General features: G+C 43.7%; 13 protein-coding genes. 5 read left to right on the top strand and 8 right to left on the bottom strand.

The window, feature by feature from the left end; translation table 11 throughout:
* Positions 1-147 precede the first annotated feature (147 nt).
* The 4 genes from traF to FIU99_RS16945 form a co-directional block, all read right to left on the bottom strand.
* Positions 148-1,287, bottom strand: a complete 1,140-nt coding sequence (gene traF, locus FIU99_RS16960; RefSeq protein ID WP_039952225.1) for a conjugal transfer protein TraF — start codon at positions 1,285-1,287, stop codon at positions 148-150.
* Between the two features lie 66 nt (positions 1,288-1,353).
* Entirely contained in the window at positions 1,354-1,671 is a 318-nt protein-coding gene (locus tag FIU99_RS16955) for a GIY-YIG nuclease family protein (RefSeq protein ID WP_019275432.1), read from the bottom strand.
* On the bottom strand, positions 1,671-2,330 hold the full coding sequence (locus FIU99_RS16950; protein ID WP_006961081.1) for a YceH family protein: 660 nt from the start codon (positions 2,328-2,330) through the stop codon (positions 1,671-1,673). The genes FIU99_RS16955 and FIU99_RS16950 overlap by 1 nt, the downstream gene beginning before the upstream one ends.
* 29 nt (positions 2,331-2,359) lie before the next feature.
* The gene (locus tag FIU99_RS16945; RefSeq protein ID WP_006961082.1) at positions 2,360-2,554 is read right to left on the bottom strand and encodes a hypothetical protein; all 195 of its coding nucleotides are present in this window, start codon (positions 2,552-2,554) and stop codon (positions 2,360-2,362) included.
* A 193-nt stretch (positions 2,555-2,747) separates the two neighbouring features.
* Between FIU99_RS16945 and FIU99_RS16940 the strand changes: the two genes are divergently transcribed.
* Both FIU99_RS16940 and FIU99_RS16935 read left to right on the top strand, forming a co-directional pair.
* Positions 2,748-3,068 (top strand): DUF496 family protein, encoded by a 321-nt coding sequence (locus tag FIU99_RS16940; protein ID WP_006961083.1) that lies wholly within the window; start codon positions 2,748-2,750, stop codon positions 3,066-3,068.
* A 294-nt stretch (positions 3,069-3,362) separates the two neighbouring features.
* Positions 3,363-3,614 carry a YgjV family protein gene (locus FIU99_RS16935; protein WP_029236068.1) on the top strand — a complete coding sequence of 84 codons (252 nt, stop codon included), beginning with the start codon at positions 3,363-3,365 and terminating at the stop codon, positions 3,612-3,614.
* A gap of 56 nt (positions 3,615-3,670) precedes the next feature.
* Here FIU99_RS16935 and glpK read toward each other — a convergent pair whose 3' ends face one another.
* Entirely contained in the window at positions 3,671-5,185 is a 1,515-nt protein-coding gene (gene glpK, locus FIU99_RS16930; protein WP_006961085.1) for a glycerol kinase GlpK, read from the bottom strand.
* 45 nt (positions 5,186-5,230) lie between these two features.
* On the bottom strand, positions 5,231-6,082 hold the full coding sequence (locus tag FIU99_RS16925; RefSeq protein WP_006961086.1) for an MIP/aquaporin family protein: 852 nt from the start codon (positions 6,080-6,082) through the stop codon (positions 5,231-5,233).
* Between the two features lie 505 nt (positions 6,083-6,587).
* On the opposite strand from FIU99_RS16925, the gene glpA reads away from it, so the two are divergent.
* The 3 genes from glpA to glpC are packed head-to-tail and all read left to right on the top strand — an operon-like array spanning position 6,588 to position 10,752.
* On the top strand, positions 6,588-8,225 hold the full coding sequence (gene glpA, locus FIU99_RS16920) for an anaerobic glycerol-3-phosphate dehydrogenase subunit A (protein ID WP_039952226.1): 1,638 nt from the start codon (positions 6,588-6,590) through the stop codon (positions 8,223-8,225).
* Complete coding sequence (glpB, locus tag FIU99_RS16915) at positions 8,222-9,526, top strand: glycerol-3-phosphate dehydrogenase subunit GlpB (RefSeq protein WP_006961088.1); 1,305 nt, start codon at positions 8,222-8,224, stop codon at positions 9,524-9,526. Before glpA ends, glpB begins: the two co-directional genes overlap by 4 nt.
* A complete protein-coding gene (gene glpC / locus FIU99_RS16910; protein ID WP_006961089.1) occupies positions 9,523-10,752 on the top strand; it encodes an anaerobic glycerol-3-phosphate dehydrogenase subunit GlpC in 1,230 nt (409 codons plus the stop codon). Before glpB ends, glpC begins: the two co-directional genes overlap by 4 nt.
* Before the next feature lie 19 nt (positions 10,753-10,771).
* On the opposite strand, the gene FIU99_RS16905 is transcribed toward glpC, so the two are convergent.
* A complete protein-coding gene (locus FIU99_RS16905) occupies positions 10,772-11,554 on the bottom strand; it encodes an ABC transporter substrate-binding protein (RefSeq protein WP_152472415.1) in 783 nt (260 codons plus the stop codon).
* 102 nt (positions 11,555-11,656) lie between these two features.
* The gene (locus FIU99_RS16900) at positions 11,657-12,274 is read right to left on the bottom strand and encodes an OmpA family protein (protein ID WP_006961091.1); all 618 of its coding nucleotides are present in this window, start codon (positions 12,272-12,274) and stop codon (positions 11,657-11,659) included.
* Between the last annotated feature and the right edge of the window lie 145 nt (positions 12,275-12,419).

Here is a 12,419-nt window from a genome sequence, read left to right as displayed (position 1 = left end):
GTTTGCCCTCTTGGATACCTAGCTAACTTTAGTTTTTAATTTATTAAAGGTTACTATTTGATTCCCAACTATGTCGATTATGTGGTTACAAATTAACCTATTAAAAACATCAACTTACATTAATAGGCTAATTATGCATAATTGAGTCTAGAACGTAAAAGACAAATTACCTGAGATGCCATATTGGTTATCACCAGCATAACTTCCCGCCAAGTCTAGGCTAACTAAATCACCTGGGCTAATACCAATGCCTGCTGTAATTGAGTTGTCTAATGTATCTTCCAAATCAATTTCATAACCAGCTCTGAGTTGTGCCCACCCCATAGCATTACCTTCAATACCAAAACGTAAGAATTGGGTATCATCATTTTGGTCAGTAAATCGCTCCTGCTTAGTCAAATCCCAGTCAACCGTCGCGACAAAATAATCCAGCGCATAAGCACCTGACACTGTCACCTGAGTATCAAGCTTATAAGTACTCACGCCGCTTATATCAAGCGTTTGAAGCTCTTGTGAAAACAAGTCTTTAATTGCGATTCCAGCACGGAATTGTTCATAAAACCATACGGCACCAAGGTCCAAGTTAAACGCGTTTTCCTTGGTTTCGCTTTGGTCATAATCACTTAAATCAAAATCTTCCACCGTCAGCGCTTGTTTGTAAGTTCGCATCGTCTGGAATTTTGGTGATATGCCGAGTGAAACATCTTGTCCTGCAAGAGTCATACGTTTTGCAACAGCAACACCAAACTCGCTGTATCCGAATGCAATCATGTCTACACGAGAGTTTTCATAGCGTGTTTGGGTATTGGAAGAGCTGGAAATATCTGTTTTTGCGATCACATCCGCATAGCCTCGCAAAAATAAATTTGTTGAAAAAGCGTTCAGAGGTAACGCAACCGAAGCAACAACACCACCATTCACACCAAGTGGCTTGTCGTCTGCGAGTTGGTCTAAGTAACCATTGATAGTGGCTTCAATTCCTGGTGTAGAAGGGTTGCTTTCAAACTGCTTTATTGCATCCTGAAGATCATCAACCGTTTCAAGGGTTTTGTCTGTATCTCGAATTCGAGCTCCAATACCAGGAAGCAGTATCCCAAACGTGTCCGAATCTCGATAAACAGCCACCAGAGCGGGGTTGTAGAAAGGCGCTAACACATAATCAGCGGTGGTAACTCCCGTGTTCCCCATCCCATTCCCACGACCATCTGGGACTACTGTTGCTGCGTTAGCGGTTAAAGAAATTAAACCTGCCGCCACTGCTATTGACGTTTTTCTTAATAGTTTCATATCCATATCAACCTTTTTGACGTCTCATAATCAAGGTTAATACAAATTTCAGAAAATGACGGGAATTTAATTGAGTAGATCGATATCGAAAAAGTCACTCAAAGTTGAGCTTCCAGAAATCAACCGCTCCTTTTGAGATTTCGTGAGCTTCTTGATGCGGTACTCTATTTGGGAAGCTGCTGAACGATTTTGACCCGCTTTAGCTGACCATTCGAGTGTCAATGGTCCTTTACCCTTTAACGCCTTGGCGCCGGTACCTAGTTGATGTTGAGAGTAGCGTCGCTCAACATCTGTAGTGATACCACAATACAAAGCATTCAAACGCGTCCGGATAAGATAAACGTACCAATCCGAACACGTTGCAGTTTGTTTTGGCTGAGACATTAAGCGGTTAGTTGCTCGACAAGTTGACGGAGTTCTGCCATTTCCGACTTTAGCGTCGCCACTTCTTGTTCAAGCGCCTCGACACGATCACTGTTAAAAGCTGGCTGAACAGTAGAAGCACTTGTCGCTGCCATAGCTTCTACATCCACGTCACCACCAAACAAATGCATATAACGTGATTCACGCTTACCGGCTTCACGCGGCAGTTTCACGACCAATGCACCTTCTTCACGTGCAGCCAGACGTTCCAGTATTGCTTCTACTTCTTTAACATCTGAAAATTCGGCCAATCGATTCGTACGCGTTCTCAATTCACCCGGCGTCTGAGCGCCGCGTAGAAGCATGCAGCAAACAATACCTTTCTCTTGCTTGGTCAGTTTCAAATCACCAAATTCAGTGTTGCAAAAACGATGCTGAAACTTGCTAGCACGACTATTAAATCCACTTTCATCGCTAACCAGCCTGCGCCCTATAAGGCTATCGACTGCTTCTTGAACATCCAATTCACTTAAGGCCATAACTGGCTCGCGGTTGCTTTTCTGATTACATGCGCTGGTCAGGCTGTTTAATGTTAACGGGTAGTAATCAGGTGTAGTGACTTCTTTTTCAATCAGGCAGCCAATAACACGGGCTTCAACAGGATTTAGTTCTATGCTCATTTTTATTTCCTTATTTGAATCTTCCCAAATCAATGTTCAGAAAGGATGGGAACTTTTTTCATGTTTCCGTTTTCATCGATCATCACGATTTTACTACGGTTTAATTCGACTTCCGTCACTTCCTGACGAGTACGCTCTTTTCTGTAAGCTTCGATGATTTTGCTCGAACGCTGGGGCACTTCAGCAGGCTCAATTTTAGGGATAATAATGTCAGAAGTTCGCATAGTGGTGCGGTGTTAGTTGATATCAATAGCGAAATCATATCCTGAACTATAGCCCTTGCTCAATCACCTAATAAGTAGATTGGTGATAAAATCGTCAACGCCTTGTAATGATTGATCTTAAGACTGTTATCGGCAGGAATGTTGTGTTTTAATCGAAGACAGTTAAAGGTAAGTAAATATAGGAAAGAAACCTATGAGTGGTGTATTTGAAATTGTAGCTCAGGCCCGTCGTAAGAATAAGCTAAAGCGTGAACTGCTTGATAATGAAAAAAAGGTTCGTGACAACCGTAAGCGCGTCGATCTTCTTGAGAACCTGATGGATTACATCAAGCCGGATATGACGCCTGATGAGATCGTCGGCATCATCAAAAACATGAAAGCTGATTATGAAGATCGCGTTGATGACCACATCATTAAGAGCGCAGAAATCTCGAAAGAACGTCGTGATATTAGTCGTCGCATCCGTGAGCTAACGGAAGAAGACAAACAAGTGCTTCAGGGTAAAAAGAAGTAGTTGATATCACTAGTAGCACACCAAGCCCACATTACTAAATGTGGGCTTTTTTAGTAATGACAGTTAGAGCAGCCAACATTTTTAGTTATTACAAATTAGTAAACTACATTAAACGTTTGCGTAATCGCTAACCTTCTACAAACCCAAAACTGGGGCTTTCATCACACATTTAGCCCTGTTATATTTTCCACAGATAATTATTCAGACCATTCGAGGCATGGAGCTTCCTCAGTTATCTCAAGGCGAGAAGAATTGGTACCGACACTGTTCGGCAAACTTTTAGAGGGTCAAATTATGGATATGAATATGGTTGAAATTCTAGGCTACGCTGCATCTATCATGGTAGCAATTTCTCTAACCATGAAAGACATTGTTAAGCTGCGCGTGCTGAACTTCATTGGTTGTGCGCTTTTTACTGCTTACGGTCTTATGATTGATGCTTGGCCAGTCGTAGTGACTAATGGCTTTATTGCATGCGTTAATGTTTACTTCCTTGCGAAAATGCAAAGCGAAAAAAAGAGCACTGAAGCAGAAAGTGCTGCATAGCAAATAATTAGCTGAATGAATCAAAACGCCCCGGACATGTCCGGGGCGTTTTTGTATCACTCTTCGTCGTGCATGTCTGCCCAAGCCTGAGCACACTTCACGGCACGCTTCCAACCTTTGTAGCGTCGGTTACGCTTTTCTTCATCGTGATGAGGAACAAATGTCTTGTCGATTTCCGCTTTGTCCGCCACTTCATCTAAGCTATCCCAGAAACCAACTGCCAAGCCTGCAAGATAAGCAGCGCCCAACGCCGTAACTTCTGTGACCTTAGGGCGAAGTACTTGTGTATCAAGAACATCCGATTGGAACTGCATCAAGAAGTTGTTCGCAACCGCGCCGCCATCAACACGAAGTGCTTCAAGTTTAATTCCGGAGTCTGCTTGCATTGCATCAAGGACGTCACGTGTTTGGTAAGCGATACCTTCTAGTGTCGCACGGATAATGTGGTTGGAGTTTACGCCGCGCGTCAGTCCAACAATGGTACCACGTGCGTATGCATCCCAGTACGGAGCACCAAGACCAGTAAAGGCAGGTACTACATAAACGCCATTAGATGTGTCTACTTTAGTCGCAAAATATTCAGAATCTTTTGCGTCTGCTAAAAGCTTCATTTCATCACGCAACCATTGAATCGATGCTCCACCCATAAAGACCGCGCCTTCCAATGCATAAGCAGGTTCACCCGCAGGTCCACAAGCAAGCGTAGTTAGAAGCCCATTCTTTGAGGTCACTTTTTCCTGACCGGTATTCATTAGAAGGAAACAACCCGTACCGTAGGTATTTTTCGCCTGACCTGCGTTGACGCACATCTGACCGTACAGTGCTGCTTGTTGGTCACCCGCAATACCAGCGATTGGGATACGCGTACCCCCTTTACCACCAATGTTCGTTTGACCGTACACTTCTGATGATTTCTTCACCTCAGGCATCATAGACAACGGAATGTCCATTTCCTTAAGCAGTTTCTCATCCCATTGAAGTGTATTGATATTGAACAGCATCGTACGTGACGCGTTAGTGTAGTCTGTTACGTGAACACGACCTTGAGTCATCTTCCATACCAGCCAAGTATCAACCGTACCAAACAGTAGCTTACCAGCCGCAGCATCTTCACGTGCACCTTCAACGTTGTCCAAAATCCATTTGATTTTGGTACCGGAGAAGTAAGGGTCCAAGACTAGGCCCGTATTTTCTTGAATATACTCTTCTAAATTGCACTGTTTGAGATCCTCACAGATTGCAGCAGTACGACGACATTGCCAAACAATCGCGTTATAAATCGGTTTGCCTGTTTCTTTGTTCCAAACAATGGTTGTTTCACGTTGGTTTGTAATACCAATACCGGCTACTTCGTCGCTACGAATACCTGATTTACCCAATGCTTCCACCAACACTGAGCTTTGTGTTGCATAGATTTCCATTGGATCATGCTCTACCCAACCCGCTTCTGGGTAAATCTGAGTGAACTCACGCTGAGAAACGCTAACAATATTTGCGTCGTGGTCTAGTACAACCGCTCTTGAACTTGTGGTGCCCTGATCTAGCGCGACTATGTATTTTTGCTCAGTCATGATCATTTCCTTTTCGTTTCTATATTTCTATTAGTAATTTTAGTATTAAACATGCGCTTCTTGATTCTCTTCAGTGTCTTCACACTGATTTGGAATCGTGCAACCTGTACCTGTATTCGGTAGGTATTGAGCGATAAATTTCGGGTAAGCCCAAGCGCCAAAACATGCGCCAGCAATCGGACCTAAAATAGGAACAATAAAGTATGGAATGTCTTTAGCACCTGAGAGCGCATAATCCCAACCTGCAAGGTATGCAAACAACTTAGGAGCAAAGTCACGTGCAGGGTTCATTGCGAAACCTGTTAGTGGACCAAGAGAACCACCAATCACAGCAATCAAAACACCGATAAGTAGAGGGTTCATTGCACCGCGTGCGGCACCGTTGTTTTCATCACCGAGCGCCAAAATAGCAAACATCAGAACTGCTGTGATAACAAACTCAACTGCTAGCGCTCCTGCAAATGACAACGACGCATGAGGGTATGTAGAAAAGATTCCTGCCGTGGCCAGTGCATCTTGGCTACTGCGAGCAAAACCATGTGCAATTTCGTAATCGACGAACAAATTGCTGTACAGACTGTATACCAGTGCAGCTGAACAAAAAGCGCCTAACATTTGAGCGATGATGTATGGAACAACCTTTGCTTTATCAAATCCATGAAAAGCAGCCAATGCAATCGTCACAGCCGGGTTAATGTGCGCTCCTGACACACCTGCTGTACAGTAGATAGCAATCGCAACCCCAAAGCCCCAGACAATACTGATTTCCCATTGCCCAAACTGAGCGCCCGCCAGTACTAAAGCGGCTACACAGCCAACGCCAAAGAATATCAACAGTCCAGTACCTATAAACTCAGCGATACATTCACCAAGTAAGGTTGGTTTTCTATTAGTCATAGTAAGAGTCCTTGTTTACATTAATATGTGCAATTTAGTTTTTTTATTGATTGCGCATTGTATTTTGCATACATGAGCGTGAGATTAAACTTTCACTCCCCATTAATGAGCGTTCGAGCACATTTTGTTATTTTTATGTTCTCTATTTTGTTAATTAAATCAATTTTTTGATCTTCACTTTCAGATTCACTATTAACACTATTCTCATATCATCTGAACGCTTACCCGCTAAGACTTATGCCCACCAGGCCTTTAATAAAAACAGGTGTATTTACTCTAATCACTACCCCGACATATGTTGAGCTATTGTTACGTATACTTTTTGACAGTTTAAACAGTGTACGCCTGCCCGTATTTTGACTAATTGAAAACAAACCTGATTGTTTACTAGTAACACAACAACCATTAAACACTCGTTCGCTCATTTGTGAACAAGATACCGAAAACAAAATGAAATTAATGGCACATTATAATTATGGATATTTCACCAAAGGCCAACTTTACTATGGTTAAACGGTTCGAAACTGATGTAGTCATTATCGGTGGAGGCGCAACAGGTACAGGAATCATGCGAGACTGCGCATTACGGGGAATCAACTGCGTTCTGCTAGAACAAGATGACATTGCGTCAGGAACAACAGGACGTAATCATGGCTTACTTCACTCAGGCGCTCGTTACGCCGTCACAGACAAAGAGTCAGCAAAAGAGTGTATTCAAGAAAACCGCATACTAAAGTCAATCGCGAGTCATTGTGTAGAAGAGACAACAGGACTCTTTATTACTTTGCCTGAAGACGATATTAAATTTCAGGACACCTTTATAAGCGCATGCAGTGAAGCAGGGATCGAAACAAAGCGGTTAACAACAAAACAAACACTTGCTCTTGAGCCCAACACCAACCCTAACCTATTAGGCGCGATCCAAGTCCCCGATGGCACGTTAGATCCATTTCGTTTATGCGCGTCTAATGTTTTAGATGCCAGTGAGCACGGAGCGCGTCTATTCAATAAAACCAGAGTCACCTCCTTAATACGTCATGAAGACACCGTCCTCGGCGTGAACTGCTACAACACTCTGAGGAACGAATCCTTTCAGATATTTGCCAAGCAAGTCATCAACGCCGCTGGTATATGGGGACAAAACATTTGCGAGTATGCCGATCTCAGCATCAAGATGTTCCCGGCAAAAGGCTCGTTACTCATACTCGATTATCGAATCAACAATCTCGTAATCAATCGCTGCCGAAAACCTTCAGACGCCGATATATTGGTTCCCGGTGACACCATTTCTCTCATTGGTACTACATCAGAGCATATCGATTACGATCAAATAGATGACCTGCATGTTACCGAGCGAGAAGTCGACGTGTTGCTGAGAGAAGGCGCGAAGCTCGCGCCTATTATGGCTAATACTCGAGTACTCCGCGCGTATGCAGGTGTACGACCATTGGTTTCAGTCGACGATGACGGCAGCGGACGCAACATCAGCCGAGGCATCGTATTACTTGATCACGAAAAGCGAGATGGCCTGAAAGGCTTCACTACCATTACTGGCGGCAAACTCATGACCTACCGCCTAATGGCTGAATGGGCGACAGATTTGTTAGCCGAGAAGCTATCTGTTAATGAGCCATGCACCACACACATCAAGCCTCTTCCCGGCTCAAACAAACCAGTGAACAAGCCAAAGAAAACAGCCAGTATCGTAAAACCTGTCTACGAATCAGCGCATTATCGACATGGTGAACGTGTTACTGACTTTCTGGATGAAAGTGCAGAAAAACAAGCCGTTATTTGCGAATGTGAAATGGTCACAGCAGGAGAAATAGAATACGCGATTAAACAACTCAATGTGCACACTCTGGTCGATTTGCGTCGCCGCACGCGTCTTGGAATGGGGCCTTGCCAGGGAGAGCTTTGCAGTTATCGCGCTGCAAGTTTGTTTAACCAGTACGCCAACCATAGTGGTAATCAGTGCAGTCAACTTCTCAATGAATTCCTTGAAGAAAGATGGAAAGGTATTAAGCCCATCTTCTGGGGCGATGCGCTTAGAGAAGCCGAATTTAGCCATTGGATTTACGAAGGTTTGTTTGGTGCTGGTCAAATACTTCCTCACAACGAAACTAAGGAGGAACCCAGATGAAGTACGATGTTGCTATTATAGGAGGCGGAATAGCTGGTTACTGCTCAGCTTTAAAATGTTTGGAATCTGGGTTGAAAACGGTCTTGATTAATCAAGGCCACAGCTCCCTGCACTTCTCCTCGGGTTCAATTGATGTACTTGGACACCTACCAAATGGCTTGGAAGTGACAGACCCTTTTGAAAGTATTGATGCTCTCAAAAAGCTTTCACCTGAGCACCCTTATAGCAAGCTATCTGTTTCTGAGGTGAAACGTGCAATGTTATGGTTTCAGACTCTACTTAATCAGGCTGGGGTTTCGCTGTCATCAAGCAAAAATGGTCATAATCACCATCGAATAACACCTTTGGGGACACTCAAACCCACATGGTTGTCACAACCATTTGTGCATCAGCACATCCCCCATTCGTCATTCAAGAGGTTCGTTTTAGTCTCTATTGACGGGTTTCGTGATTTTCAACCTCAACTCGCTCTCGATAACTTGAACCAAATTGAAGAGTTCAACAAAGTCGAAAAGAAAATACTGTCGGTTCGTATTCCCGGCTTTGATTCTCTACGACAAAATCCGAATGAACTGCGTTCCATCGATATCGCTCGAATACTCAAACAGCCCAAAGCATTTTCGAGCCTTGTACATCAGTTAAGCGCAGGAGCGACGGTGGATGATCTTGTCATTCTCCCTGCTATCATGGGAAATGGCGACGGCCTTACGCTGATGGAAAGATTACAAAGCGAGACCCAACTGCGTTTCCATGAAGTGCCGACAATGCCACCTTCCTTGTTAGGAATTAGGCTAGAAGAAGCATTACAAGGCATGTTTACCAAAATGGGTGGAGTGCAACTCAAAGGTGACAAAGTTATTTCCGCACACTGGCACGAGGATAAAAAGGCCATTCGATCAATACAGACAGCCAACTTAGAAGAGTTTCCGCTCATCGCCAAACACTACGTGCTCGCTTCAGGGAGTTACTTTAGCCATGGTTTGGTTGCTGAATCGAATCGGGTTGTCGAACCAATATTCGACTTAGATGTACATTATCATCAAGACCGGCGCCAATGGCGAGATAAAGACTTTTTCAGCCAGTCTTCACACCCATTTATGCAATTTGGTGTGGTCACTGATGACCACTTTAACCCGACTCTAAATGGTCAAACGGTTCGTAACTTACACTGCTGCGGTTCAGTATTATCTCATTACGATCCTATACAACAAGGCTGTGGAGGCGGTGTTGCCATCGCAACCGCTTTCCATGTAGCAAGTAATATTGTCCATGCCATAACGTCAGAGGAGGCCTTAGTATGACCACCTATTTTGCTGATCACGCTCCTCAGGTTACCAGTTTTGATCATTGCATTAAGTGCACCGTTTGTACTGTTTACTGCCCAGTAGCCAAAGCAAACCCGCTCTACCCCGGCCCTAAGCAATCTGGGCCAGATGGAGAGCGACTGCGGATTAAAAACGCCGACTATTATGATGAAGCATTAAAGCTATGTACCAACTGCAAACGCTGCGAAACGGCTTGTCCTTCTGGCGTCAACATTGGTGACATTATTGCCGTGGCAAGAGGAAAATACGCGAAGAAAACTTTGAGCCCGAAACTCATTAGAGATTTTGTCCTCAGTCATACCGATCTTTTCGGGAATTTGGCTACCCCTGTTGCCCCCATAATCAATAAAGTAACGGACAACAAGCCTGTCAAAAAAATCATGCATAAAGCAGTGGGTATTCACGATCACAAATCGTTACCCAAATACTCACACGGAACATTTCGTCGCTGGTACAAAAAACAGGTGTCGGATCAAGCAAGCTATCCTCGTCAAATCAGCTACTTTCACGGCTGCTTTGTCAATTACAACCACCCTCAGCTTGGAAAGGATCTGATCAAAGTTCTCAACGCACTAGGCATCGGCGTACAACTATTGGAAAAGGAAAAGTGCTGTGGTGTCCCACTGATTGCGAACGGCTTTCATAGTAAGGCTCGTCGCAATGCAGAACTAAACATTAAAAATATAGAAGAGGCCGTTATTGAGCGGGATCATACAGTGCTTTCAACGTCTTCAACTTGCTCATTTACGCTCAAGCAGGAATACCCGCATGTTTTGGGCGTTGAAAATGATCATGTCAGCCATCGTATTGAATACATCACTAAGTTCCTTTTAAAGGAGTTTATGAATGGTAATACGTTGAATATGAAACCGCTCAACAAACGGGTCGTATACCACACACCTTGCCATCTGGAACGAAGTGGTAATGTCATATTCACTTTGGAAGTGCTAAAACAAATACCTGGATTGGAATTGATCGTCCTTGATAGCGAATGCTGTGGTCTGGCAGGAACTTATGGTTTTAAAGAAGAAAACTATGATGTTTCCATGAAAATTGGCCATCATCTATTTGAGTCGATTAAATCAGCTGAGGCGGACTTTGCTATCACGGATTGCGAAACCTGCAAATGGCAAATTGAAGAGAACACACAACTTGAGACTATCCATCCAGTCACATTACTGGCAATGGCCATAGCCCATTAGCTTGTGCACTGAGGGTACGTCAATAATTGAGATGTGCGTTGAGGATAGATTGTAGATTGCCACTCTTTTTGATGACTTTCAGACCTTCATTGAAAGTCATCAAGTTCTGTACGCTTTCAGGATTTTGATTGGGCAGCAACAGGTGCAGTGTATTCACAAAAAGAGGCCTAGGGTGGTAAGCCAGAAGCTCTCTTTCCGACTCTAGCCCTTCACTTTTAAGTACATAGTTGACGTGCGTAATGTACAGTGGTGACACATCAATAGTACCTGCGAGCAGTTTCTTGATGTTTTCAGCTTCATCATGCACTCGTTCAACGATCAATGTTCCACTTTGCTCCGCTTTTTCAAACGGTTCACCGTAGTAGCCACCAATCAAAGCGCTCACCTTCAAACCTTCTAGATCTTCCACACGATCCCAGTCGAATGTCTTGTCTACTTTGTAGAAGAAATGCGCGTTTATCTTATACACAACATCACTTATCAGGAATAATTCTTGGTACTCCTCATTCAGCTCCCATAGCGCTGTTGCATCAGCCTTCCCCTGCGCTGCGAAATCAAATGCCTCTTTCCAAGTTGGCAAGTGGACATACTTTACTTCTACATTTTGAGTTTTAAATGCAGCAGTAACAATTTGGGCGTTAATACCATAACCAGGCAATTGTTTAGAGTGATATGGAGGATACTCACCACCAACGGCAATGGTAAGAGTCATCGCAGATACTGACATTGGAGAGACGATAAGAAGTAAGTGGGCAAAAAATACGCCAATGGGCTTTGATAAAAACTCAGACTGATGGAGCATAAACTCTCCGCTACACTAAATGGCTAAATACAACCCGATGAAACGACATCAGGTTGTATTTGAAGAGTCTAGCTTTGGCTTTTGAGTTACGCTAATTTTTGGTCAGTTATTCGAAACGATAAACAGGACTTCTACTCGTCTGTTACAAGCTTTTCCGGCGCTGGTTGTGTTTGAACATGCTGGCACATATTCACCGTAACCGCGTGTGTAGATAGAATTCATTGCCACATTATTGCTAACCAGCTGCTTTTTCACAGCTTTGGCGCGTTTCATTGAAAGTGAGTCATTAAAAGTCGGCGCTCCAGTACTGTCTGCGTGCCCATCAATCACAATATCAATTCCTGGCTGTGTTGCTAAGTATCGGCCCATCATGTCCAGCCAATACATGGAGTCCGGTTTCACCATTGACGAACCCGTATTGAATTTGATTGTATCGGTTAACTTAACCATGATGTGATTACCCGGCAGTACCTCGTAGTCCACACCATTTTTCAATAGGAAACTTTGCAAATCACTGTAGCTCGTGGTGCGCATCTGCCCCATTGGTCCTTTCACACCAGACGAAGCCAGTTGAGGCGCGTCACCCCAATTCGGGTATCGTACTTCGAAATCTGTTTTTGGCGCAGTCTCTAGCATGTCATCCGTTAGATAACTCATTTCTTTAGCCAGATTGCCACAACCAGTGAGGAGCAAGAGCAAAGGTAAGGCAAAATATTTCATTGATCCACCATTCGTTTCCGTTTCGATACATCATTTATATCGGCAACTTCTGGAATACTTTAATTATAATTTAACCCTTTGCTTATCGCCTGTTGACGACTTAACGTTCTGAAATGATTTAATAAGCATTTCGCGCGGTTTGCTA

Origin of the sequence: Vibrio sp. THAF64 (assembly GCF_009363455.1) — a bacterium.
GTDB lineage: Bacteria > Pseudomonadota > Gammaproteobacteria > Enterobacterales > Vibrionaceae > Vibrio > Vibrio coralliilyticus.
Note: the sequence above shows the minus strand (reverse complement) of the source record. Positions and strands in the feature narration are given on the sequence as shown.